Annotated in this window: 21 protein-coding genes; 9 read left to right on the top strand and 12 right to left on the bottom strand. The window is 70.6% G+C overall.

Annotation, left to right across the window (positions count from 1 at the left end; all coding sequences use genetic code 11):
• Positions 1-26 precede the first annotated feature (26 nt).
• From WMF27_RS26935 to WMF27_RS26945, 3 genes are all read right to left on the bottom strand, one after another.
• Positions 27-1253 (bottom strand): hypothetical protein, encoded by a 1227-nt coding sequence (locus tag WMF27_RS26935; protein ID WP_437943078.1) that lies wholly within the window; start codon positions 1251-1253, stop codon positions 27-29.
• A 142-nt stretch (positions 1254-1395) separates the two neighbouring features.
• Positions 1396-1806 (bottom strand): hypothetical protein, encoded by a 411-nt coding sequence (locus tag WMF27_RS26940; RefSeq protein WP_437769802.1) that lies wholly within the window; start codon positions 1804-1806, stop codon positions 1396-1398.
• A 150-nt stretch (positions 1807-1956) separates the two neighbouring features.
• Positions 1957-2895 (bottom strand): LysR family transcriptional regulator, encoded by a 939-nt coding sequence (locus tag WMF27_RS26945; RefSeq protein WP_437766004.1) that lies wholly within the window; start codon positions 2893-2895, stop codon positions 1957-1959.
• A 171-nt stretch (positions 2896-3066) separates the two neighbouring features.
• Between WMF27_RS26945 and WMF27_RS26950 the strand changes: the two genes are divergently transcribed.
• Positions 3067-3510, top strand: coding sequence for a DoxX family protein (locus tag WMF27_RS26950; protein ID WP_437766003.1), 444 nt, complete (start codon positions 3067-3069; stop codon positions 3508-3510).
• 39 nt (positions 3511-3549) lie between these two features.
• Here WMF27_RS26950 and WMF27_RS26955 read toward each other — a convergent pair whose 3' ends face one another.
• A complete protein-coding gene (locus tag WMF27_RS26955) occupies positions 3550-5982 on the bottom strand; it encodes a substrate-binding domain-containing protein (RefSeq protein ID WP_437766002.1) in 2433 nt (810 codons plus the stop codon).
• 175 nt (positions 5983-6157) lie between these two features.
• Positions 6158-7759, bottom strand: coding sequence for a hypothetical protein (locus WMF27_RS26960; protein ID WP_437766001.1), 1602 nt, complete (start codon positions 7757-7759; stop codon positions 6158-6160).
• A 1015-nt stretch (positions 7760-8774) separates the two neighbouring features.
• Here WMF27_RS26960 and xylA point away from each other — a divergent pair.
• Positions 8775-10106: a xylose isomerase gene (gene xylA, locus WMF27_RS26965; RefSeq protein ID WP_437766000.1), complete on the top strand. Its 1332-nt coding sequence runs from the start codon at positions 8775-8777 to the stop codon at positions 10104-10106.
• Here xylA and WMF27_RS26970 read toward each other — a convergent pair.
• The 5 genes from WMF27_RS26970 to WMF27_RS26990 form a co-directional block, all read right to left on the bottom strand.
• Positions 10087-10797, bottom strand: coding sequence for a DUF2306 domain-containing protein (locus tag WMF27_RS26970; RefSeq protein WP_437769801.1), 711 nt, complete (start codon positions 10795-10797; stop codon positions 10087-10089). The genes xylA and WMF27_RS26970 overlap by 20 nt on opposite strands.
• A gap of 147 nt (positions 10798-10944) precedes the next feature.
• Entirely contained in the window at positions 10945-11601 is a 657-nt protein-coding gene (locus WMF27_RS26975) for a response regulator (protein ID WP_437765999.1), read from the bottom strand.
• Complete coding sequence (locus WMF27_RS26980; RefSeq protein ID WP_437769800.1) at positions 11598-12755, bottom strand: sensor histidine kinase; 1158 nt, start codon at positions 12753-12755, stop codon at positions 11598-11600. Before WMF27_RS26980 ends, WMF27_RS26975 begins: the two co-directional genes overlap by 4 nt.
• A gap of 226 nt (positions 12756-12981) precedes the next feature.
• Complete coding sequence (locus WMF27_RS26985) at positions 12982-13797, bottom strand: hypothetical protein (RefSeq protein WP_437765998.1); 816 nt, start codon at positions 13795-13797, stop codon at positions 12982-12984.
• Positions 13798-14071: 274 nt separating this feature from the next.
• The gene (locus WMF27_RS26990) at positions 14072-14485 is read right to left on the bottom strand and encodes an FG-GAP repeat domain-containing protein (RefSeq protein ID WP_437765997.1); all 414 of its coding nucleotides are present in this window, start codon (positions 14483-14485) and stop codon (positions 14072-14074) included.
• 332 nt (positions 14486-14817) lie between these two features.
• Between WMF27_RS26990 and WMF27_RS26995 the strand changes: the two genes are divergently transcribed.
• A complete protein-coding gene (locus WMF27_RS26995) occupies positions 14818-15870 on the top strand; it encodes a hypothetical protein (protein ID WP_437943079.1) in 1053 nt (350 codons plus the stop codon).
• Between the two features lie 143 nt (positions 15871-16013).
• On the opposite strand, the gene WMF27_RS27000 is transcribed toward WMF27_RS26995, so the two are convergent.
• Positions 16014-17129: a glucuronyl esterase domain-containing protein gene (locus WMF27_RS27000; RefSeq protein ID WP_437765995.1), complete on the bottom strand. Its 1116-nt coding sequence runs from the start codon at positions 17127-17129 to the stop codon at positions 16014-16016.
• Positions 17130-18415: 1286 nt separating this feature from the next.
• On the opposite strand from WMF27_RS27000, the gene WMF27_RS27005 reads away from it, so the two are divergent.
• Positions 18416-19759 (top strand): erythromycin esterase family protein, encoded by a 1344-nt coding sequence (locus tag WMF27_RS27005; RefSeq protein ID WP_437765994.1) that lies wholly within the window; start codon positions 18416-18418, stop codon positions 19757-19759.
• 50 nt (positions 19760-19809) lie between these two features.
• Positions 19810-20289, top strand: coding sequence for a YbhB/YbcL family Raf kinase inhibitor-like protein (locus WMF27_RS27010; RefSeq protein WP_437765993.1), 480 nt, complete (start codon positions 19810-19812; stop codon positions 20287-20289).
• A gap of 177 nt (positions 20290-20466) precedes the next feature.
• On the opposite strand, the gene WMF27_RS27015 is transcribed toward WMF27_RS27010, so the two are convergent.
• Entirely contained in the window at positions 20467-20760 is a 294-nt protein-coding gene (locus WMF27_RS27015; protein WP_437765992.1) for a hypothetical protein, read from the bottom strand.
• Between the two features lie 576 nt (positions 20761-21336).
• Here WMF27_RS27015 and WMF27_RS27020 point away from each other — a divergent pair.
• The 4 genes from WMF27_RS27020 to WMF27_RS27035 all read left to right on the top strand — a co-directional run bounded on the left by WMF27_RS27020 (position 21337) and on the right by WMF27_RS27035 (position 25168).
• Positions 21337-21744 (top strand): hypothetical protein, encoded by a 408-nt coding sequence (locus WMF27_RS27020; protein ID WP_437765991.1) that lies wholly within the window; start codon positions 21337-21339, stop codon positions 21742-21744.
• Between the two features lie 217 nt (positions 21745-21961).
• Positions 21962-22750 (top strand): DUF5819 family protein, encoded by a 789-nt coding sequence (locus WMF27_RS27025; protein WP_437765990.1) that lies wholly within the window; start codon positions 21962-21964, stop codon positions 22748-22750.
• A gap of 4 nt (positions 22751-22754) precedes the next feature.
• A complete protein-coding gene (locus tag WMF27_RS27030; protein ID WP_437765989.1) occupies positions 22755-23741 on the top strand; it encodes an HTTM domain-containing protein in 987 nt (328 codons plus the stop codon).
• A gap of 341 nt (positions 23742-24082) precedes the next feature.
• Positions 24083-25168: a P1 family peptidase gene (locus WMF27_RS27035; protein ID WP_437765988.1), complete on the top strand. Its 1086-nt coding sequence runs from the start codon at positions 24083-24085 to the stop codon at positions 25166-25168.
• Positions 25169-25277 lie beyond the last annotated feature (109 nt).

Here is a 25277-nt window from a genome sequence, read left to right on the forward strand (position 1 = left end):
CGCGCGCCGCTCCCGGCGGCCGGCGATCAGAGCGAGAGGCCGGCGCCGACGCGGAGCGTCCACGTGACCGCGGGCACCTCGTGGATGAGCTGCGCGGGGTGCTCGAACATGAACGATCGCCGCACCAGCGGAAATTCCGGTCCACCTTGCGCGTCGAGCCGCACGAGGGCCCCGAGCGAGGCGCTCACGCGCGCGAGGAGCCCGAGGCTGGCCCAGGGGACGGTGCCCTCCTCCACGTCGGAGATCGCCTCGCCGGCCAGCCCGGTGCCGTGAAGGAAGCCGCCCTCCGCGCCCACGCAGGGCCCGAGCGAGAGCCGGCGTGCCGGGCGGAAGAGGTCCGCGCAGGCGTCGACCCGGCCGATCCCGCGCACGAAGCGAGCGCCGCCCGGCCCGGCGTCGACCGCGCCGGTGGCGGCCACCTCGGCGGCGACGCGGAACGCCGCGCCGAGGCCCAGATCGGCGCGCAGCTCGACGAAGGGCCCCCCGCCGAGCAGCGCCTCGGGGGCGACCCCGGACGCCGCGCTTCCCTGGAGGCCGAGCGTCCACGGGCGCTCCACGGGCCGTCGCGGCCGCGGAGGGAGCGAGGCCCCCGCGACCGGCGGCGGCGGGCGGATCGGCGCGGTCGCGGGGCGCGCGGCCGGTGCCGGTGGGGCCGGCGAGGCGGCGGGCAGCTGCGGCGAGCTCCCCGCGCCCGGCGCTGCGACGCCGACGGCCCCGGCCGGCTGCGCAGGAGCGGCGGGCTCCGCGGCGGGCGGCGCAGCCGCGACGGGATCCACGGCCGGCGCTGCCGCCCCGCCGGCATCCCGAGCCCCGCCAGCCTCCGGGGCCTCGGACGAGCGCGACCCGACGGCCGGCGGTTGCGGATCGAGCGACGCTGTGGGGTCGACCCGGAGGGCCGTGATGAGCGCCAGGGCCGCGACGACCTCGCCGCACGTCGCGCCGTCGACCTCGCGGACGCGCGCCTCCTCGCCCTTGCCGAGCGTGATCCGGCCGCGGCTCCTGCCCGCGCTCGAGGTGATGCGCACGCGCACGTCGAGCGCCGCTTCGTCCGCCGCGGCGGCGCGGGCGAGCTCCGTGCGCGCGGTCACCTCGCGCAGGAACGCCCCGGCGCCGGGACAGCCGTCGTGCGCCTCGAACGCGATGCGCAGGCGCTGGACCTCCGCCGAGGCGTCACCCCCGGTCAGGGCGCCGGCGAGCACGACGACGGCTGCGAGCCAGCGCGGGTGGAGCACGGCACTCTCGAACGCACGCACGGCGCGGGAGGGTACACCGAGCCATCGTCCGCGGCGCCATTGCGGTCATCGCCGTGCGCTTCCCGGGCTCGATCCCGGGCCATGTGGGGCCCCTCCGCGCGGCCCAGAGCCGTGAGGGCGCGCGGCCGCCCCCTGGCCGCGGTCAGCGGCGGCGCGACGGAAGCGCTTCGGCGAGGTAGGTGAGCAGCTCGCTCTCGTCGTCGCTGATCAACCGGTCGACGCCGTCCTCGCGGTTATGGCGCCGGACCTGCAGCGCCCCGGCGGGGGTCTGCACCAGGACGGCAATGCGCTCGAAGCCGCGCACCGAGGCCGTCCGCAGCCGCAGCGTCGCCTCTTCGAACTTCGGATCGTTTCGCCCCGGGGCCGCGCGGATGTCGAGGAGCAGCGACATCGCCGTCCGATCCACCGGGGCGAGCGCCGCGGTGACCTCCCGACACTTCTGCTCGATCTGCTCGATGGAATCGAATGGCGCCGCGGACCGCGTGATCCTCACGAGCTTCGCTGCGTGATCTATGCCAACGACGAAGTGCGCGTTGCGCAGGACCTCCCTCATGAACACCGCGCCCATTGTAGCGCGCGGCGCGAGCGCCCGCTCCGCGCGGGTCCGCAGCAACGCTTGGCGGCCGTTGGCCGCCTCACCAGTTGACGAGCGGAGCGCCCTGAGCCAGGCGGCCGGGGTCGAGCGGGCCAGGCGCGAGCTGCCCTAGCACGCGAGCCGCTTCACCCAGGCAAGGACGAAATCGCGGAACACCGCCACGTTCCGCGGCACGTGCCGCGCGCTCGGATAGACGAGGTACAGCGTCCCTGCGCGCTGCGACCACTCCGGCAGCACGTGGACGAGGCGCCCGCTCGCCAGCTCGGGCGCGGCGAGGACGCGCGGGAGCGGCCCGATACCGCCCCCCGCCCGGAGCAGCGAGCGGATGAGCTGGAAGTCGTCGGTCGCGAGGCGCCCGGTCGCCATCGCGTCGCGCACCGCGCGGGCGCCGTCGACGGGCTGCTGGCCGCGCCGGGCGCTCGGGAGGAACACCACCCGCTCGTGGTCGGCGAGCTCCTCGAGCGCGCGGGGCAGGCCGCGGCGCGCGAGGTACGCCGGAGCGGCGAAGAGCTGCACGTAGGAGTCCAGCAGCTTGCGCACGACCAGCGAGGAGTCCGGGAGCTCGCGCGTCGCCCGGAGTGCCACGTCGAAGCCCTCGCGCAAGAGGTCCACCCGGCGCGTGGACATGTCGATCTCGACCGACAGCAGCGGGTAACGCGCCCCGAACTCGACGAGCATCTCTCCGAGGAAAGACTCCCCACCATCCGGAGGAGCGCTCAGCCGTATCGTGCCCTGGGGCTGCCCTTGATAGGCGTCCAGCGCCTGCGCCGCGTCGCGGAGACCGGCGATGTGCGGCGCCACGTCGCCGAAGAAGCGACGGCCCGCCTCGGTCAGCGCCACGGCGCGCGGCGACCGCTGGAGGAGACGCACCTGGAGCCCGTCCTCGAGCCGCGTCACCGCGCGGCTCACCGTCGACTTCGGGACGCCGAGCTGCTCCGCCGCGGCGGTGAACGACCCGAGCTCCGCCACCCTGGCGAACGCGGCGATCTCGTCGAGCTGGGGCGCCCGGGCGGGGCGCGCTCGGGCTGCCGCGCGGGGGCTGGGCATGGTAGGACCTCACGAGGGGTGGACGGCGCCGATCGGGGGCTCTCGCCAGGTTGCACCAGCGCAACGTTGAGTTGAGCCGTTGCACGATAGCACCGGGCGTCGCGAGGGCGCATCAGGAAAGGCGTGGGCGCTCCGATCGGGAGAGCCCGCCACACCTCAGCGAGGCTCACCATGAACAACGTCAAGCGTTTCGCCCCCACCGCCGCCCGCATCCTGCAAGGGCTCGTGTTCTTCGTGTTCGGGCTCAACGGCTTCTTGCAGTTCCTGCCGCAGCCCCCGGCTCCGGAGGCCGCGGCCAGCTTCGCGGGCGCGCTCGCGGCGACCGGGTACATGTTCCCGCTCATCAAGGGCACCGAGGTCGTCGCAGGCGCGCTGTTGCTCTCGAACCGCTACGTGCCCCTCGCGCTCGCGCTCCTCGCGCCCATCGTCGTGAACATCATCGCCTTCCACACGTTCCTCGCGCCGGCGAACCCGGTCACAGGGCTCATCCTCGCCCTCCAGCTCTACCTCGCCTTCGCGTACCGCGCCGCGTTCCGCCCGATGCTCGCCGCGCGCGTCGACGCGAGCGCCGGCGCGGAGCAGAGCAAGCTCCGGCCGGCCGAGAGCGCGGCGTGAGCCGCCCGTCCGCGCTGACCTGATCGGCGGCCGTCGCCGTCAGCGCTGAACCAGGATGCGGCCGCCGGTCTTCGCCAGGGCGTACCGGAAGCCGCGCGCCAGGTCGACGTGCGTGACCATCGCGCCGACGTCCAGGCCCTGGGCGACCATCATCTGCGCCGCCCCCGCGGTCACGCCGACGAGCACCGCCTCCGCGCCGAGCAGCGCCGCCGCCTGCGCCGCCCGGACGAGCTGGTTCGCCGCCGTGGCGTCGACCACCGCCATCCCCGTCACGTCGATCAGCACCACCTGCGCGTCGTGCTCGTGGATCTCCTTCAGCAGCGACGCGATGAAGCCGCTCGAGCGCTGGGCATCCATCGTGCCCACCACGGGCATGACCAGGATTCCATCCGCGATCGGCACGACGGGGCTCGACAGCTCATGGATCGTCCGGAGCATCGACTCCTGGAGCTCGTTGGCCCGCTCCAGCTCGGCGGTCCGCTCGGAGATCCGGCTGAACAGCCGTGCGTTCTCGATGGCCACGGCCGCGGTGCCGGCCACGCGCTCGAGGAACGGCACGTCGTCGCTCCCGCAGGCGTCCTCACGCCCGCTGCTCAGGACGAGGACGCCGACAACGCTGCCCCGCGCCCGCAGCGGCACCCCGACGAGCGTCCGCGCGCCGGCGTGCCCGCGGAGGAGCGAGGCGTCCTCGCGCCCGCCGTGCCCGGCCGGATCGATCACGAGCGGGCGGCCTGCGTCGAGCACGCGGCCGACCAGCGAGCGCGGCGAGAAGGACACGCGCTCCTCGACGACGGGCTCCCTGCGCGCCGCCACGCCGATCAACAGCACCTCGATCGGCCGGTCGGCGGCGTCGCCCTCGACGCGCCGGCTCGCGACGCGGCGGGCCGCGTCGAGCGCGAGGTGATCGCTGAGCGTCGTGGACCACGGCGTGTGCTCGAGGGTGACGCAATCGACGCCGGTGTGGATGATGCGCGAGGCCGGCAGCTCCGCGAGCGTCGGCTCGACGCCCCGGGTGATCATCCGGTGGACGATCTCGGCGGCGCGATACCCCATGTCGTATTCGCGCTGCACGATCGTCGCGTGGATCGCGCCCCGGCGGAGCAGCGCGACCGTCGCGGAGAAGAGATCGAACGCGACGATCTTGAGCTCTCCGTCCCTGCCGATCTCCCTCGCGGCGCGGCCCCATGCCGGCCCGCCGCCGGCCGCCACCCCGAAGGCGCCGGCGATGTCCGGCCGCCGCTGGAGGGCCGCCCGCGCGAGCTCCGTCCCGAGCTCCAGATCGTGGTCGCTGTCCTCGTGGGGGGGCAGCACGGTGAACTCGGCCCCTTCCATCGCCGCGCAGGACCCCTCGATGCGCTCGCGCGTGTTGATCGCGTCCTTCGTGGGCCGCTGCGACGCCACGACCCCGCCGCCCGGCAGCAGCCGCCGCATCATCTCGCCCGCCAGCCTGCCCGCCGCCACGTTGTCCGTGCCGATATAAAGAGGGGCCCGGCTGCCCGGCACCGGCGGCGTGTCGACGACGATCACCGGGATCCCCGCCTCCGCCGCGCGCCGGAACCCCTCCTCCGCCTCCTCGGGGGCGCCCGGAGCGATGATGATGCCGTCCACACCCCGCCGGATGCCGTCCTCGAGGATCTCGCGCTGGCCCCCCGGGCCGGCGGGGGGCCCGAGGCGGAAATCCACGGAGATGCCGAGGCCGCGCGCGGCGTCGACCGCGCCGTCGCGCAGGGTGTGGAAGTACGTCATGGGGGCCGACCGCCCTGCCCGGAACACGCGGGCGGAAAGCTCGCCCGAAGCGGCCACGGCGCCCTCTCCGCCGCCGGCGTCCTCGACGAGCCACAGCTCCACCGAGGCCCATTGCTGGTCGATCTGCACGCCCTTGATGCCGTGGGCGAGCGTGTCCAGCAGGTGGTCCGGCTCCACCGTGGTGCCCACCGCGTTCAGCACCTGCTCGAGCAGGCGAATCTCCTGTGCCAATCTCGCCTTCTCGTCATAGAGCCTGCGCCGCTCCAGCGCGGCCCCGGCCGCGTCCAGGAACACCTCGAGCATCGCGCGGCGCTCGCCCTGCGGCGGCTCGAGGGTCGCCTGCTCCAAGGCGAGGTAGCCTGCCGGCGCTCCCCGGACGACGACGGGCGCGACAAGCACCCCCGCGCCGGCGGGCACCGCGCCCTCTGCCGCGATCGCGAGGGGCAGGTGCGCTTCATACCACGCATGTGCACCGACAACGCACATCCCGCTCGCCGCCTCGGGCGCCGCGCGCGGGGCGCGCGGGCCGCTCTCGGTGGCGAGGCCCGCGTCGGTCGGGAGCTTCACCCCCTGCCGAGCGAACGAGTCGAACCCTTCGAGCGCCCTGTAGACGAGGCGGCGCCCTTCGCAGAGGAGCAGGCCGCCGCGCGGCGCCCGCGGCGCGATCGCCATGGCCCGTCGCACGATCAGCTGCAATGTCGCGAAGAGATCCACTCCATGCCGCATACGGGTCCCGCTCGATCCGCCGTCACGACGCGCGACGCGGTGCCCAGAAGGCGCGATGAACCACAGTTCTGTCAAGGTCGATCTGCCCATCTCCCCAGGTGTGTGGGCCGGCTCGCGGCCCGCCGTCGACGGCCGAGGTCGCCGGGGAGGTGACGAGTCGCCCGCGCGGCGCGCGCTACGCGCAGGGCAGGATGCGCAGCACCTGGATCGTGGTGTTCGAGCTGCCGGGCGCGGCGAAGGCCACGCTCCCGTCGGGAAACGCGACGAGGTCCTGGTAACGATTGCCGAGCACGTCGATCTCCAGCGGCTCGCCCTCGGCCTCGCCGGTGGCGCGATCGCGCGTCTGGAGGAACAGCGCGCGCGCCGCGTCGTTGCGGGCGATCTCGCCGGCCCTCGTCGTGGTCTCCCAGGCCGCGAGCATGCGGGAGCGGCCGTAGGCGGCCAGGTGCGGAGCGCGGTGGTTCATGCCCGCGTCGCTGGCGATCGTGAGGTCCTTGTCCGCGGCGCCGTCGGTGAAGTGGAGCAGCCGGACCTCCGCGAGCCCGTTCGCGCCCGCCGGCTGGCCCGAGCGGATATTGCTCGTCGTGAGCCAGTATCCGCCGCCGACCGCCGTGACGAGATTTCCAAGGTTCGAGTAGGCGAGATCGACCGGATAGATGGTCTTGTAATTCGGCGCGAACGCGATGCGGTTGTCGTTGTCGGTCTTGCACACCGTCACGAACTTCCGGGCGCTGTCGTCCCAGAGGATGCGCTCGTAACCGCTGTGGCTGCAGCCCCAGTCGAAGCCGTCCCTCTGCAGCGCGCCGCTCGCGTCGACGACCTTCATGCGATCGCCCTGGTGGATGTTGATGCACCCGCCCTGCGAGACGCTGATCGCGGCGCCGAAATAGCCCGCATAGCGCGAGCCGTCGAAGGCGATGCGGCCGTGGTGCGCGTACCACCAGATCATGTACACCTCGGGCCCGTCGGGTCCGGTCGAGTAGGGCGGCAGCGCGGCGCTCGAGCTCGTGAGCTTGGTCGCCCAGGTCGCGCGCTCGCCGTCGAAGCGGACCATGTACATGTCGTGACAGGCGATTGGAGGAGACGGCGGCGTTCCGCACAGGTTCGAGGGCGTGCCGCAATTCAGCGTCCCGCCGCCCTCGGCATCGCGGGTGAGCAGCAGCACGCCGCCGCTCTCGTCGGCGTGGAGGTCGGCGAAGTCGTTCGCGGGCAAGCCGAACGAGCGCCCCACGGCTTTATCATCCGCGTCGAGCTGGAGCACGTGGACCTGCCCGTCGTCGCCCATCCATGCCAGGCGCGACCCGCCGGACGGTATCGGCGAGATGACGAGCGGCTTCAGCGCGGCCTCGTCCTCGTTGTTGATCACGCGGCCCCCGACGTCGACCTGGGTGATGCGAATACGGTCGCGGGTGACGCCGCACGCGCCGGGGCCCGGATCCCCGCCGGCACCTCCGCCGCTCCCGCTCGACGCTCCGCCGCCGCTCCCGCTCGACGCCCCACCGCCGCTCCCGCTCGACGCTCCGCCGCCATTCCCGCTCGACGCTCCGCCGCCATTCCCGCTCGACGCTCCGCCGCCATTCCCGCTCGACGCTCCGCCGCCATTCCCGCTCGACGCTCCGCCGCCGCTCCCGCTCGACGCTCCGCCGCCGCTCCCGCTCGACGCCCCTCCCCCGCTCGCGCTCGACGCGCCTCCGCCACGGCTCGACACCTCATCGCCCGACTCGCCAGCGCAGCCCGGAGGCAAGGTGATAAGAACCAAAGACCAGATGACTCGCATGCATCGTCTCGACATCTCGCCACGCTACCGCGCGAGCCGGCCGCTCATGGGGCAGAATCTCCGCTCGGCGCCCGAGCAACGCGCCGTGGCGCTCAGCGTCCTGTGCGGAGATCTCGCGGGCCAGGACACCACGCCAGCACCCTGGACCAGAACAGCCATCGATGGCGGACATCCCCTCACCCACCGCCGCGCGAGGCGTCCCAGGCTCCTCCCGCAGGCCCCCCGGTGCGAGGGCCCGGGCGGCTCGGCAAGGCCTCCAGCGCCACCCGAGGCGCCCCTGGACAACGCGGTCGCAGCGCCGGCCGTCGCTCGCGATCCGCCGCGATGGCCGCAGTCTCGCCCGCTCCAGACCACCGACCGCCTCCGTCACGCGGGTCCTGACGAGCGTTGACACGCACACGCTGACCTGGTAGGTGAGCGAAGCGCCCGTGCGACCGCGGCTGACGGCACCCGATGCGGGCGAGTCCTTTGCCTCGCGAAGCGATGGACGCGCAGGGCTTGGCCCCTCTCGGGCGCCGCCCACGTCGAAGTTCCGCTGCCAGGCGCTTGAATGCCATGTCGCTGTAAGACAGCGCCGCCGTGGACCGGCTCGCTCAACACGGCCGGCGTCGCAGGGGGCGGCGGCACGAGCGCCTCGACGGATCCAGCGAGGGCAGCGCAGGCAACCTCGGTAAGGTCTCGCGGCTCGTCCGTGCGGGGGAGGTTGACGCGGCACAGCTAGCCAGAGTCAACGGTGCGAGGCGCCGGAGGCCCACCCTAGCCTCCGACCCGGCACCATGTTATTGCTAGCCCGCCGATTCCGCCACGCGCGCAATTGATGCGCGCCGGTGGTTCTGACTTGAGGAGCGCCGGAGCCACAACAAACGCAACAGGCCTGGAAGCCCAGCGCGGGCGTGGAGACGCCGCCTCCACCCTGGCCCGGAGACCAGCGCCCTGGGGCTTACCCCGCGGACACCGTTGTCGAAAGCGCCCTCTGAACTAAGGCACACGCAAACCACGAGCTGGAGATCCGTTTATGACCGTTGTCACTGGAGACAGAGAGTACTTCCCGGGTGTTGGCAAGATCCCCTACGAGGGGCCCGAGTCCGACAACCCGCTCGCCTTCAAGTGGTACGACGCCAACCGCGTCGTCGCCGGCAAGGCCATGAAGGATCACTTCAAGTTTGCCGTGTGTTACTGGCACACGTTCTGCGGGCGCGGGCACGATCCGTTCGGTCCGGGGACGATCAACTTCCCCTGGGACGAGGGCAAGGACGCGCTGGCCCGCGCTCGCATGAAGATGGACGCGAACTTCGAGTTCATCACCAAGCTGGGCGCGACGCACTACTGTTTCCACGACATCGACCTCGTGGAGGAGGGCGAGAACCGCGCCGAGACGTCGCGCCGCCTCCAGAGCATCGTCGAGTACGCCAAGCAGAAGCAGGCGCAGTCGGGCGTCAAGCTGCTGTGGGGCACGGCGAACCTGTTCTCCAACCCGCGTTACATGAACGGCGCCTCCACGAACCCGGATTTCTCCGTGCTGGCCTACGCCGGCGCCCAGCTCAAGGACGCGCTCGACGCGACCATCGCGCTGAACGGTGAGAACTACGTGTTCTGGGGCGGCCGCGAAGGGTACATGAGCCTGCTGAACACGGACATGAAGCGCGAGAAGGCGCACTTCGCTCGCTTCTTGACCATCGCCCGCGACTACGCCCGCGCGCGCGGCTTCAAGGGTGTCTTCTTCATCGAGCCCAAGCCGATGGAGCCCTCCAAGCACCAGTACGACTTCGACGCCGAGACCGTGATCGGGTTCCTGCGCCAGCACGGCCTGGACAAGGACTTCAAGCTCAACCTCGAGACGAACCACGCGACGCTCGCCGGCCACACCATGGACCACGAGATGCAGGTTGCCGCGGACAACGGCATGCTCGGCAGCATCGACGCCAACCGCGGCGACTACCAGAACGCGTGGGACACCGATCAGTTCCCCTACAACATCAACGAGACGGTCGAGATGATGCTCATCCTGCTCCGCAGCGGTGGGTTCCAGGGCGGCGGCGTCAACTTCGACGCCAAGCGCCGCCGCAACTCGAGCGATCTCATCGACACCTTCCACGGGCACATCGGCGGCATGGATGTGTTCGCCCGCTCGCTCCTCATCGCCGATGACCTGATCCGCAAGTCGCCGCTCGAGGCGATGCGCAAGGCGCGTTACGCGTCCTTCGACGGCGGCAAGGGCGCCGAGTTCGAGCAGGGCAAGCTGACGCTCGAGCAGCTGGCCGAGATCGGCAACGCCGGCGGCGAGGTCAAGCTCACGAGCGGTCAGCAAGAGCTGTACGAAAACATCATCAATCGCTGGATCCGATAAGCCGAGCGATCGAGGGAACGACAGCCGGGCGCCGCTGCGCGCCCGGCTGTTTTTCTTTCCGAGGAGATGTAGCTCTCCTGCGGATGATCCACTCCGCGACGGCGACGTTGATCACCCAGCCGGCGCCCATCAGGAGCGCTCTGGCGCCCTCGCCCGGCGCGCCGAAGAGCAGCACCCACGGCACGTGGGTCAGCACCTGAGTCCCCGCGCCCAGGCCGATCGCGTAGCCGCGCAGCATCCAGGCGCCGTGACGGACGAAGTCGCGCCGCGAGATGGCGACAAGACCGAGCACGAGCGACATGAACATGGCAGAGCCGAACAGCACCCGGAGAACGGCGAGGGCGTCGCCGTCCCCCCTGGGGAGCTCGTAAGACGCCTGCATCCACAGACCCGAGGCGGCAGCGACGAGCCCTGATGGGGCCACGGCCCACCCCGCCGCGCGATGCCAGCGAGGCCTCCGGCGGCGAAAGCCCGAGGAGAACTGGAACGCACCCAGGATCGAGAACACGCTGACACTGAAAATGTGCAGCAAAATGGAAACGGGCGCAGCGAAGAAGCGGGCGTTGTCCGGGGTGATCTTGGCGCCGACGCTCAGCTCGGCCAGGCGGAAGGCGCCGGCCACCACGGGGACCGCGCTGAGGCCGAGCAGAAGCGCGGGTACGAGCCAGTCTCGCTTCGCCGAGGGGGTCATGGTGCTCTCGTTCGTCATGCCGCCAAGCTAGGGACGGCCCTCGTCGCCTCGCAATTGGCGCAAATGGCGGATCCGGGTCGGCCGATTGCCCGACGCGGCGATCGTACTTTCGGCCAGGTGCACCGCCACCTGGCCCGGGCCGACGGATCAGTCGCGGACGCGACCTGTCTCGTAGGCCCAGATGGCGATCTCGACCCGGTTGCGCGCGCCGAGCTTGGTCATGAGGCTGGCGATGTGCGCCTTGACGGTGCTCAGGCTGATGTGGAGCTCGTCGGCGATCTCGGCGTTGGTTCGACCGCGGGCCACGATGAGGAGGACCTCCTCCTCGCGGGCGGTGAGGGCCTCCCCGGGCTGCGCTCGTGGCAGCTGGGGGCGAGAGGCCGCGAACGAGGAGAGCAGGCGGGCGGTGACACGCGGCGCGATCAAGGCGTCGCCGCTCGCCGCGGCGCGGATGGCCTGCGCGAGCAGCTCGGGACCGGCGTCTTTCAGCAAGAAGCCGCGGGCGCCGGCCTTGAGGGCAGAAACCACGTAGTCGTCATGATCGAAGGTGGTGATCACCACGACCGCCAGGGGACGGTCGACGGTCGGGCCGGCGAGCCGTCGGGTAGCTTCGATGCCGTCGATCCCGGGCATGCGGATGTCGAACAGGCACACGTCGGGGCGGAGGGCGAGCGCCAGCTCGACGGCCTTGTGTCCGTCGTCGGCGACGCCCACGACCTCGATGTCAGGCTGGGCGTCGAGGAGGATGGTGAGCCCGGTGCGGACGATCTCTTGATCGTCGGCGACGATGACGCGAATGCTCATGTTGTCCGTCCATTCCGAGGCAGCACGGCCGTCACCGTCCAGCCGCGCCGCGGGCCCGGGCCCGCGTGGCACGTACCGCCGAGCAGCGTCGCTCGTTCGATCATGCCGACCAACCCGTATCCCGCCGACGTGGAATGGCCGGCGTGGGCCCCCTGGCCGTCGTCGGTGACGCGCAAGCGCACGGACTCCTCGTCGGCCGTGACCTCCACGTCGATCCGGGTCGCGTGGCGAGCGTGCCGGCGAGCGTTGGTGATCGCCTCCTGCGCGAGGCGAAAGATCGCGGCGGAGACCGACGATGGCAGGTCATCGAAGCTCCCGGTCAACTTCACCTCGACGGAGGCCCCTGTGGCGGACGCGCCCGCGAGCCGTCCGAGATCGGCGACCCGCGGGCTCGGCGCGAGCTCGGCCGACTCGCCGCGACGCAGGAGCCGGACCATCGCGCGCATCTCGCCGAGGGCGCGAGACGCCTCGTCCGCGATCACGCGGAGCGCGTCGACGGGAGCCTCGGGGCGAGCCGACGCGGCGACCAGGCCAGCCTGCGCGCGGATCGCGATCGCCGATACATGGTGGGCGACGGTGTCGTGCAGGTCGCGGGCGATCCGCTCTCGCTCGGCCAGCTTGGCTTCATCGAGCTCTCGCAGGCGCACGCCATCCCGGTAGCGCACGGCCGCGCCGAGCGCCATCGTGGAGACCAGGACGGCGTAGCCCCCGATGACATCGCCGGTCCTGGCATGAGAACGGATCATGTCGACCGCCGCCGAGGTCACCATGATCGGCAGCCCGATCATCGCTTCACGCCCCGTACCCCACCGGAACAACGAATAGGGCAGCAGCACCATGTAGACCATCGCGTAGAGCCCCGGCGACGCGCTGCCGGTCGCCATCACGGCGAGCTGGTTCGCGATGAGGAGGCCGAACGCGATCACGACCATCCGCAGCGGCCTGGTCCTCCGCCAGAGCAGCGTCGGCAAGAGCCCGATGCAAAGGGCCAGCGAAGCGATCCGCCACGGCAGGTCGCGCCGGATCGCGACCTCGAGCGACCCGAGCGCGGCGAACGCGGCCAGGAGCACCCAATCCATCCGGACGCGTCGAGGGGGGTGCGGCGCTCGTGGCTCGGACCACACGGATCGAAAGAACGCGCGCACCTGCCTCATGATGAGGGCCGGGTTGACTCCATACCCATCGCTCGAGCGAACCAGCACGACGACCTGGCGTGCTGGTCGCAGCATAGACCGGATGGACGCCGCGCACGAGGCCTCGATGGGGGCGCTGTCGCGATGGTCCGCTGCGCCGCGCGGATCGACGCCCCGAAGCTGCCGGCAGGGAGACCTGCCCTGTCCGATGGCTCACCTCCTCGACTCGGCCACGGACCGGCGCTCGTTACAAGCAGAGCCCCTGTCCGCAGACGAGCCTGCATTCACAGCCGGTCTCCTGGAGGCCTCCGGAGATGTTCATGCTGCTGGTGCCGACCGCGCGCAGGCTGGCTTCGATCATCTCGAGGCCGCATGCCGGGAGCTTGAAGTTGTCGGTGATCTGTACGTCCTCGCCTACGCTGCGCAAGGCATCGAGCCGCAGCGTCGCGAGCTCCGTGTTTCGATGGATCCAGAGCCGCTCGTCGACGGCCTCGAGCTTGCGAAAGTCGGCTTCCCGCAGCTCGAACGCCAGATAGATCCACAACGTACCGCGAACACGCACCAGGTTCGGCATGCGGATCGCCTTGATCTGCGCCGTGACCAGCTCCCCGCTCGAGGCGCTGCCCTCGGCCCGGATACCGCCCACGTCGAGCAAGCTGGGCAAGTCGAGCGTTCCGGCGAAGTCGGGGCTGACCGAGATCGTGCCGTTGATCGTGGAGTAAGCGCGCGCCGCGAGGGCGTCCGCGTCCGAAGCGATGAGCAGATCGCCTTGATGGACGCTGCCCTCGAGCGCCTCCGGGCCGCTCTCGCAATCTCCAGCGCCGCCCTCTCCGGCCCCCCCTGCGCCCCCGGCAGAAGCGCCCGACGTCGCGCCAGGGTCCGAGTCTCCGCCCGAGCCGCCCTCCCCCGCCCCGCCGCCGTCGCCGCCTCCGCCCAGACCTCCCGACGGACCGTGAGACGCCCCGCTCGTTGCGCCGCCCGGGCCCCCCGTGGCCCCATCGCCCGCGCTGGCGCTGTTCCCATCGCCCGAACCGCACGCGACGAGCAACAACACCGCGGCCATCGACGTCAGCCGGTCAAGCCACGATCGAGCCGGCCGTCGGATTCTTGCGCCTTCTCCGGCAGTTCCTGCAGCTGAATTCACACCGTTCATGAGAACGGAGGAAATCGAAACGTCTCGGGAGCGTCAAGCCCGCAACGGCGCTCGAGGCGATGGCGACCTGCAACGACCTTTATTACCTCCGTCCGCGCCGGAATGCCGCCGTCGCGCGTTGAGAACAAGCGGTGGCATCGAGCCGCGCGAGCCGTCGCGAGCCTCGGAGCGCGACGGCGCCGCGTCACCCGCCGTCGTACGGCCCCAGGATCACCGGCCCGGGAGCGAGCAGCTGCGGTCCGTCCATCAGCCAGACCGCCGCCTGGTTCGTTCCGACGGTGTACCAGAGGACGTCCGCCATGCTGTCGAAGTTCGCGTCGGCGCCGGGGCGCAATTCCCAGCCGCGGCCGAGCGGCCCCGGGATCACCGGTCCCGGCGACAGGAGCCGGTTCCCCTCCATCCGCCAGATCGCGATCAGGTTCTGCTCCTTGCAGCTCCAGAGTATGTCCCCCATGCCGTCGGCATCGAAGTCGTTCAGGCGGACTGCCTCCCACTGATCGCGGCCCAGCCTCGGTGTCGCGCCCCCCACCGGTGACGCCGCGGGCTCGTCCGCCCCACGTTCCTCGTGCAGGTCCATGCCAGGCGAACAGGCGGCCATGGTGTGAATCGCGGCGGCCACGCGCAGCGCCGCCCCTGTAGCCGCAGACCGTCTCCTACGCGCCCTCTCTTGCGTCTCAGGCGCGGGCACAGATGCGGTCCGGGCATTTCCTGTCCAGCGCCCTGCCTCCTGGACGCGCCGAGCACGCGCGCCCGTGGAGCGGCAAGCGCCAGTCCAGCGGCGGCGAGCAAGCCCGGGCCAGCGCGTAACGGACACGTTGTGACGATATTTTTCTCTATCGCGGAGGAGCACTCGAACCATCGAAGAGATGCGCGCGGCCGCTGCGAGCAAGACGGCCTTGACGTGCCGACGTGGGAGATGTAGCCGAGGACATGGCTGACCATGGCGTGATATCCATCCTCTCTGTGCGTCGCTCCCTCGCTGCCTGTCTGCCGTTGCTCGCGCTCATCGCCTGCGGCGTAGACGGCGCCAACTCGCCGTCTACGCCGGAAACGAGCGGCAGCGGCGGCACGGGGACGACGTCGACCGCCGAGAGCGTCGGCGCGACGAGCAGCAGCGGAGCCGGTGATTCGCCGGCCGGTGGGACCGGCGGCGGAGGAACGTCCACTGGCGGCGGGGGCGACAGCGCGACCGGCGCGACCAGCGGGACAGGGGGAGGTGGGAATTCCACAGCCTGTACCCGCGAGCTCCTGAAGAGCACGATCGACGCCTATTTCGAAGCGCTCGCGGCGCACGATCCGTCGACGCTGCCCCTCGCCGACAACGTAAAATTCACGGAGAACGGCGAAGCCCTGGCGCTCGGTCAAGAAGGGCTCTGGAAGACCGCCGGAGCGCTCAAATACGCTCACAGCGCGCTCGACACCGAGACCTGCAGCTCTGCGAGCCAGGCCGTGGTGCCGGACGGCAGCATGGACATCCCGCTCGCCCTTCGCCTCAAGCTCCAGGGCCAGGAGATCACCGAGATCGAGACCATCGCCGTGCGACCAGGGGACTACAAGGTCTCCGGGCAAAATTTCGCCTCGAACACCGGCGCCATCATCGCGAGCGGGGATACCGTCGAGTGGGAGGAGCCCGTTCCGGAGAGCGAGCGCAACTCGCGGGACGAGCTCGATGGCTGGATGGAGAAGTACTTCTGGATGTTCCCGCGCGGCGTCTGCAACACGGTCAGCAACTGCAAGCGCATCGAGAACGGCGGCGGGTCGTTCACGTGCAGCGCCGGCGCGAGCTGCGATCCTGGCGAGCCGGGCTCGGGGTCACCCGCGCTTCCCCCTCGTCTCATCTTCGCCGACGTCGAGAGGGGAATCGGGGTCGGGTTCACCATGTTCATGGGGAACACCGACATGCACATGTTCAAGATGCGCGGCGGCCAGGTCTACGGCGTGAGCGCGATCCTGGGCGCGGCCAGCAGCTCCGGCTGGGAGTGAACGAGCTTCGTCTCCGCGCTGTCGCGCCGGTCCGTTGATCGGATCGGTAGCCCGCCCGTCCGGTCAACGGACCGGGGGCGGCCGCGCCGGCGCGGCAGGGCCTCGCACAACGGCCCGGCCGCGCCTTCTCGTGACCAGGCTCACTACTGCAGTACTGTATCCATATCCCAGTCAATCCACATGTCTTCCCATTCGCTGACCGGCTGCTGAACGCCATTGTCCAGGATGCCCATCACGTCCGTGTTCGCGCTGGTATTGCCATCGAACGCTCGCTTGAACATCTCGCCTGCAAGGGCGGTCTGAGAGCTCGAGGCGCCGCAGTGGTTTGCGCTGTACATCTGAAAACCCATGCGCTCCGGGACGCCGAGCGCCTTCCACACCGGCTTTGCCGCCCATGCGGAGAGCGCCTCACAGGTCCCGCCCAGGTGACACCATGAGTCCTTGCCATTGGCATTCGTGAAGTGCACCAGATGCCGTGGCGCGATGGTCGCCAAGAGCATATGCGTATCGAAGGGGAGGTTGTACACCTTCGAGGGATCGTTTCGGAGCCAGCGGGCCGCGCTGGTCACCCAGGGTCCGCAGATACCGCTGTCCTCGAGGTTGTCGATGCTCTGAGGCTTGGCATCCTTGCACTGCCAGACAGAACCACCTTCACCGTGCCTGAACCACTCTGCCTGGCGCAGGTTGGCTACACCACCACCGCCCGACTCCACGATGACAACCACCGGTGCACGACTGAAGACACCCGCCAGGTAAGCACCTTTTCCACACCCGGAGCATCCCGACACCATCACCTTCGTGGGATCGTGCCCGCTGCCCGGGTTCTGCTCCAGCACGTCCATCACCCGGTCAATCATCCACCCGTTGGCGATGTTGGTGTTGACCTCGGACAAGCCGAAAAGATTTCGTATCTTGCCTTCAAAGCCGCTTCCAAACGACAGCGTTTTATGACCTGACGGGAAGATCCCACCCGACAACTTGAGAGCGATCACGCTGCCGGATCCGCTGATGCTCGCCGAGAAGGTCTCTGTCTTTCCACCTGCCTTGGCGGTGATTGAGACGGTACCTCCGGATACGGTTCCGGTCACCTCATCCGGCTCGGGGGGAACCGGACCGTAAAGGTACTTGGCCGCCATTGCCAGGATTTCCTTGCGGCGGCACTCCCACTGCTCTTTGGTCGTGACCTTCGTTCCGTTGAAGAACGTAAACGGATCCGGGAGTTTCCGGTTTACCTCGGTCAGACCACTCGGCTCAGGCAAAGTGGGCAGGACACAAGTGAATTCGCCGCCGCCAGTCCCGCTGGTCGCGCTGGCCCCGCCAGTCCCGCTGGTTGCGCCAGTCGGGGAGCCGCCCGTGCCGGCTCCGCTCGTCGCGGCGCCGCCGCCCGTACTGGCGCCTCCGCTGGTCGTGGAAGCACCGCTGGTCGCGGGGCCTGCACCCGTGGTGACCCCCCCGCTCCCGCTCGGTGTCCCGCCGCCTGAGCCCGAGGCATCTCCCCCGGCACCGCCGGTTCCTACTTCTGAAGCGCAGCCAGGGAAGTTCAAGAGGGCGAGGGCGGGGATCGCGAGAGCGGCTAATTTGCGCGAGGCACGAGAACGGACAGACATGAAGGCCTCCATGTTTCGAGTGCAGTGGCGGAATGCGACACGCGGTCCTTGACACGTAGCACGTGACACGCGGGCAAACCGCCGTATCTATAGCAGACGATAGGGAAGTTTGTGCGTTTTTCGCGTTGGTGACGCTGCTTTCGTAACGTGTGCGAATTTGCGCACTGACTATGCCAATGGCACGTGAACGAGAAGTTCCAGGGCGCGGTGCGAGTCGATCACCGTCAAGCCGAAGGCCCGTCAGTTGAGCTATGAGAACGGCGCTCCCGGGGCTTGGGGGAGCCAGTCCCGGATCTGGCTCTGCGCTCCGCTCGAGCTCTTCGCTTCCTCGCTGGGTTCTCTGCAGTCGCCTGCGGTGGGCGGACGTCGCTCGATGAGGAGAAGTTCTTCCCGGAAGACGCCTCCGGTCCAGCCGGGTCCGGAGGGAAGAGCCTCGGAGCCGGTGATCTCGGGGCTGTCGCTGGGGCCGCACGCGACGAACAGGGGAGGATGGCCGTTGGCGGGAGAGATCTGGAGAAGGCTGGCCGGAACGACATCACCAGATGCCCATTCCCAGCGGAGGGCAGTTCGATCACGCTTATCGCTGGGAATCGTACGACCGGAGCGCGCAGCGTTTGGTCAGGATGCAAATGTTCGACAAGTTTGTAGTCGATGTGATCCGGATCGTCTCCGGGAACACCTCGCGAGAGCTCGCACCTGCGGGACATCCGAGGAAGCGACGCTCGTCAGCGAGACTTTTCTCGTCGCGTCGCGTCGATGCAGCTTCTGGTCGTCTGCTCGTCGCCGGAGGGCGAACCGGACTCCGGCGGCGATGTGCCCGCGGAGGCACGGGCTCAGCGGCATCGGGCGGCCCTTCCTCCGCCGCCAGGCGGCCTGCACGCTCGCCCTTACCCCGCGCGCGCTTGCCGTTCCGCCGCGGTGCCCCAGGAGATCCCATCATGGCTCGACTGCGACGCCTCATCGAGCCCGGCACGCGCGCGACGCCCGACCTCCTGGCCGCGCTCCGCGCGCTGGCTCGGCCGCTGCGCTCCACGGCCGATCTCGACCCCTTGATCGAGCGCGTCGGCGGCGCGCGCTGCGCGCTCCTGGGCGAGGCGACGCACGGGACGCGCGAGTTCTACACGTGGCGCGCAGCGCTCTCCAGGCGGCTCGTCGTCGAAGCGGGCGCGTCCTTCATCGCCGTCGAGGGCGACTGGCCCGATTGCTACCGCGTCAACCGCTATGTGAAGGGCTACGCGGACGCGGGGAGCAGCGCCCGCGCGGTGCTGCGCGCCTTCGATCGCTGGCCGACCTGGATGTGGGCCAACGAGGAGGTCGCCGACCTCGTCGAGTGGCTGCGCAGGCACAACGAGGGTCGCCCCGAGGAGCAGCGGGTCGGCTTCTACGGGCTCGACGTCTACAGCCTCTGGGACTCGCTCCGCGAGGTCATGCGCTACCTGGAGGGGGCGGCCCCCGACGCGCTGCCGGCCGCGCGGCGCGCGGTGCGCTGCTTCGAGCCGTATGCCGACGATGCCCAGGAGTACGCCCGGGCGACGGTGCTCGTGCCGGAGTCGTGCCAGGCGGAGGTCGTCAAGCTGCTCTCCGAGGTGCGCAAGAGAGCGCCGGAGCACGGCGCCGACGGGCGCGACGGGCACTTCGTCGCCGAGCAGAACGCGCTCGTGGTCAAGAACGCCGAGGCCTACTACCGGGCGATGGTGCGCAGCGACGCGGCGTCGTGGAACGTCCGCGATCGGCACATGGCCGAGACGCTCGATCGGCTGCTCGAGCATCACGGCCCGCGCGGCCGCGCGATCGTCTGGGCGCACAACACGCACATCGGCGACGCGCGCTTCACCGACATGGCGGAGCGGGGCGAGGTGAACCTCGGCCAGCTCGCCCGCGAGCGCCACGGGGAGGAGCGCGTCGCGCTTGTCGCCTTCGGCGCCCACCGCGGCACGGTGATCGCCGCCCGGGCGTGGGACGCGCCGATGGAGGTGATGCGCTTGCCGAGCGGGCGGCCTGGGAGCTGGGAGGACCTGCTGCACCAGGCGGGCGACCGGGATCAGCTGCTGATCTTCGAGCCGGGGCGGCTGCCGGAGGAGTCGCTGGCCTGGCGCGGCCACCGCGCCGTCGGCGTCGTCTACCACCCCGAGTACGAGGGGTACGGGAACTACGTGCCGACGGTGCTGCCGCGCCGCTACGACGCGCTCGTCTTCGTGGACGAGTCACAGGCCGTCCGGCCGCTGCACCTCGCGCCGCGGGCCGAGAAGGAGCCGCCGGAGACCTACCCTTCCGGCGTGTGACGCCGGCGGCATGGCGCGCGCGGTGCAAAGCGCGCTGGGCGAGGTGAACGATGCTCTCGTTACAATCTCCCGATTTCCACCATGGCGACGTGATCCCGATCGTGCACACCTGCGAGGGGAAGGACGTGCCGCCCGCGCTCTCCTGGTCGGGTGTCCCCGGCGGCACGAGGAGCCTTGCGCTCATCGTCGACGACCCGGACGCGCCCGATCCACGCGCCCCCAAGACGACGTGGGTCCACTGGGTGCTCTACAACATCCCGCCCGACGCCGGCGGCCTGCCCGAGGGCGCGCGCAAGGCCGATCTGCCGACGGGCACGCTCGAGGGAAGGAACGACTGGAAGCGCGCCGGTTACGGCGGTCCGTGCCCGCCGAGCGGCAAGCACCGCTATTTCTTCAAGCTGTATGCGCTCGACACGGTGCTGCCCCCGCGAGGCGGGCTCACGAAGGTGGAGCTCGAGAAGGCGATGGAAGGACACGTCCTCGCGCGCGTCGAGCTCGTCGGCACGTACCAGAAGAGGGGCGGCTCGTAGGAGCCGAGCGCCGCCGGCCCCTGCTCGCGCTCGCCTTCGTGCGCTCTCGTGCGCTACGGGCTCATCCGCGTCGTTCGACTCGCTGCGGCGCACCTCCGTACGCCTCGCTCGCCTGCCTGGCGGATGAGTCCGTATCACGACTCTACACCTCGCCACGAACGCGCCTTCGGCGCGCGCTCATTCGCATTTACAGACCGGGCGACCGTCATCGTCACAGTGGCACTGACACACTCCATCAGGACACGTGACGACCTTATCGCCCTTCGGGCAGGTGGCGACGCACGAGGCGATCGAGTCCCCCTCGACGCCCGCCGCGACATCGGCGTCGCTGGGCTGCGAAGGATCAGGATCATTGGCCTCGACCAGCGCCCCCGCTCTGCCGTCCACCGCCCCCGCGGCCGCGCTCCTCCAGAGCGCCGTGGAAGCGGGCAGCATCGACAACACGAACACCGACAACAGCGTACCGCGCATCTTCACTCCTCCTGGTCAGCGATGCTTCCATGAATGGGCATCATTGATTGCCAGGGGCCTAGGCACGCGGCGTGCCGAATGGCGCGGCCGGCGGCCGAGCTCGCGGCGCCGCGGCGGGTACGGGAGCGCTGCCCCGCGTGTGTCCGCGATGTTCGGACGGCGCCGCCAGCCCAGCTGCCCGGGTTGAGCTCGCCTGTCCTGCCGCATCATCACCGCGCGCGGCGACATCGTCGCTTCGAACGCGACAATCCGAGCAAAGGGTTGCGCGCGATGGTTTGCTCGAACACGCAAGCCGGCCGCGGGCGGAGCGCGCCGCCGAGCGGCCGCGGCCTCACGTCGGCGCGGCGAGAGGGCGCGGCGCGCGCTGGGCCAGCGGAGAACGCGGCTGGCACGACGGGTGCTCTTGCGTCGGACCGCAGGCAGCACACAGGGGCACATGACCCGCGAGCTGGCTTGATGCACCGAGCCCGGTGGAGCTGCTCGAACGCAGCGGCTCCGCGCGGTCGGCAAACGCAGCTGGCATGTCTGGCCTCTCTGACCATCAACCATCACGAGATCGAACGAAAGAGGAAGAACATGACACGAAAGATCATCACCGCGGTCGCTGGGTTGTCGTTGTTCGTCGGCGTGGCGATGGCGCAGGCGGCGACGCCCGCCACATCGAGCCTGAAGGGTCGCTCGGTCCTCGACGCCGACGCGAGCGCCGGGATCCCCGAGAAGGTGGCGTACTACAGCGGGTTCCCTGGGGCCAACGTGGCCACCTCGACGAACATCGGCATCGCGGGCATCGCCATCGGGACCTCGGGGTCCGTCGCCCAGTCGTCGGTCGCCCAGGCCGGCGGGTACGGGAACGTCGGTGTCGCGACGGCCAACGCAGGGGGCTTCCATGGCCGCGGCCACGGCCGGGGCTATGGAGGCTGGAGGAGGATCGCGATGAACGACGCGCCGGCGTCCGGTCAAGCCGACATCCTCTTCGACAACTAGTTCCACCGGCCAGAGGTCCGGCCAGGAATGGCCGGACCTCTGCGCCGCTTCGCGGCGGCTTCGCGCGGGCGGACCTGGCTGGTTTCCTCGGGGCTCCGCCCCACTCCGCACCCCGGCGGCCACAGGCGGCCCCGGCCGGCCCGCTGGGGCCGGAGCATCCACGGAGGCCGCGCGCGGCCTCCTCTCCGACGACCCCGAACCCGGGATGGACGAAACCATGCGCCGTTTACTCCGTGTGCTCTCGACGTCCGCGCCCGCGCTGCTGGCCGCGGCGCTCTGCTTTCATTTCGCGATGACGCTGGCCTACCTGACGCCGCAGAACCCGCTCCAGCTCCGCTTCGCGCGGCTCATCAGCGGGTACATGAACCCGTTCTTCGAGCAGAACTGGCACCTCTTCGCCCCCGATCCCATCACCGACACGCGCCTCGTGATGGTCGCCTGCCGCCTGCACGAGCCGGACGGGAGCACGACCGAGACCGGGTGGACCGATATCACGACCCCCTACTGGGAATCCCACCTGGAGAACCGACTCGGCCCCGCGACGCGCCTCGGACGATCGGTGACGGGCGCGGCGCGCATGATCTACACCGTCGATCCGACGTCGCTTCAGATGGCGAAGAAGCTCGATCAACATCGCACCCGCGCGCAGGCGGGCGGAGGCGGCGCGGAGGCCCACGAAGAGCAGGTGGTCAACATGCTCAAGGACGAGGTGAAGAAGGAGCAGGACGCCGGCTTTCAGCTCGGCAAGACCGTCCTGGAGCGGGCCGGCTCCGCGCACTGTGACAGCCTGTACGGGCCGAGCCGCACCGCGGCGGTGCGGCTCCGCCTGGCGGTGCTGAAATTCCCGCGCTTCTCCCGGCGCGACCTGCCCGACTCGAAGGGTGAAATGACGTACTATGATTTCGACTGGGCTCCCCATCGACCGGTGGCGCCGCTGGACGCGACGACCGAGGACAGACGCCCGACGCCCGTGGCCCTCCGGGCGGCGGCCGCGGAGGAGAGGTGACGCCATGCTGAGCAAGCTGAACGCACGCTGGCACCGCATCGTGGAGCTCACGAGCCGCGAGCGCTGTCTCATCGGGGCCAGCCTCTTCCGGATCGTCGCCGGGTTGACCATCCTCCACCTCTACCTGGCCAACTACTTCCAGCGCCATTACCTCTACGGCCCCGAGGGGGTGTGGCCCTTCGCGCGGTCGCTCGAGGAGGCCCACAGCACCGGCGCGTTCTCGATTTACCTGTTCAGCAGGTCGCCGCTCTACTTCGAGGTCGTCTTCCACCTCGCCATGCTGTTCACGGCGCTATGGGTGATCGGCTTCCGCACGCGGCTCATGTCGCTGCTCACCTATGTCGGGCTCTGGTCGTTGCATCAGCGGAACCCCGTCCTGCTCGACGGCGGCGACAACCTCGTCCGGCTCGCGCTGCTGTACGGCATCTTCGCCGAGCTCGGCGCGTACTTCTCGCTCGACGCCGATCGCCTCCGCGCGCAGCGGGAGCGCGGCGGGGAGCTCCAGCGGATCAAGGGGATGCTCCACAACGCCGCGATCCTCGCCTGCGCCGTCCAGGTGTGCCTGGTCTACGGGGTCGCGGGGCTCTACAAGGTGCAGGGGGAGCTGTGGCAGAACGGGACGGCCCTGTATTATATCACCCGCGTCGGCGAGTTCACGTGGCCCGGCCACAGCGACAGCCTCTCCCGCAGCGTGGCGGTGGTGACGGCGCTGACCTACGCGACGGTCGGGTTCCAGCTCAGCTTCCCGTTCCTGTTCGCCCTGAACCGGCACACACGCAGGCTCTCGCTCGCCGCGGCGTTCCTGTTCCACGCCGGCATCGCCGTCATGATGGGGCTCGGAACGTTCGCAGTATTCATGATCAGCGTCGAGCTGGCGCTCATCGCGGACGCGGAGTACCGGGCGATCGGCGCGTTCGCCAGGCGGCTCGTGTCCTTCGAGGCGCCCTCGCTCCGGCGCCTCCTGCCCGCGCGCCGGATCCAGACGAAGTAGCGCGGCGCGGGCGCGCTCGAGCGCCCGCCCGATCTCCCCCCGGCCGCCCAGCGCTCCCCGCCCAGCCTCACCAGCCTTCCGCCACGCGGATCGCGGCCCATCCCGTGCGGCCCGGGCACCGCCGAGCGCGCCCCTGATCGGGCCGCATGCGACGCGCCTGGCACGGAGGTTGATACCGCCGCTCCCCATGGATGCCGAAACCCTCTCTCGGCCGTGTCCCGCCACCGGGCCGCACGTCGCGCCTGGCTGCCTCGCCCTGCCGCTGCCCGATCGCCCGCTGCCCGGACGAGGCGGGCAGCGCGCCGTTCGCGCCCGGATCCACGGAGCGCGCGGGAGGCGCCGTGCGCGCGCGTGATCTCGGCGTCGCGCCTGGCATCTTCGATCCGGGCCCGCTGAACGCGATCACCGACGTGGGCGGCGTGCGCGTCGGGCACGCCACGGTGATCGAGGGAGACGCGATCCGCACCGGCGTCACCGCCGTGTTCCCCCACGGGGGGAACCTCTACCTCGACCGCGTCCCCGGGGCGATCCACGTGGGCAACGGGTTTGGCAAGCTCGTCGGCGCGACCCAGGTCCGCGAGCTGGGTGAGCTGGAGACTCCCATTCTCCTCACGACCACGCTTTGCGCGTTCCGGGCCGCCGACGCGCTCGTCGAATGGATGCTGGCTCAGCCGGGCATGGAGGAGGTGCGCTCGCTCAACCCGGTCGTCGGCGAGACCAACGACGGCGTGCTCAACGCGGTCCGGCTCCGCCCGATCACCGCCGAGCACGTGCGCGCGGCGCTGGGCTCGGCGCGGGAGGGGCCCACGCCGGAGGGGTGCGTCGGCGCGGGCACGGGCACCGTCGCGTTCGGATGGAAGGGGGGGATCGGCACCGCCTCGCGGGCGCTGCCGGCGTCGCTCGGCGGGGCCTGCGTCGGCGTGCTCGTCCAGTCGAACTTCGGCGGCGTGCTGCAGGTGATGGGGGCGCCCGTCGGCGAGGAGCTCGGCCGGTACGCTTTCCGGTCGCAGGTCGAGGCGGCGGCGGGGGACGGCTCCATCCTCATCCTCGTCGCGACGGACGCGCCGCTGTCGGATCGCAACCTCGGGCGACTCGCTGCCCGCGCGATCCTGGGCCTCGCGCGCACCGGATCCTCCGGCGCGAACGGCTCGGGGGACTATGCGATCGCCTTCTCGACGAGCGCCTCGGTGCGGCGCCGCTCGGGCGCGAAGCGGCTCGCGATCACGGAGCTCTCGAACCAGGAGACGTCCGCCCTCTTTCAGGCCGTGATCGAGGCGACGGAGGAGGCCATCTACAACTCGCTCTTCACGGCCGAGACCACCACGGGGAGCGGCCGCACCGTGGACGCCATTCCGCTGGATCGCGTCCGTGAGGTGCTGTCGAGGCACGGCGTCCAGCGGCCGTCCGGCCGCTCCCGCCCTGCATAAAGCACGAGACCGCCGCGGGCGGGCCGGCGCGAGAGCTCGCCGCCGTTTCCCGTGGCGCAGCGAGGTGCTTTTGGCAACATCACGAATGGACCGGGTGCCTCGGAGGCCG

This window comes from Sorangium sp. So ce281, assembly GCF_051527395.1.
In the GTDB taxonomy this organism is placed as follows: domain Bacteria; phylum Myxococcota_A; class Polyangia; order Polyangiales; family Polyangiaceae; genus Sorangium; species Sorangium cellulosum_B.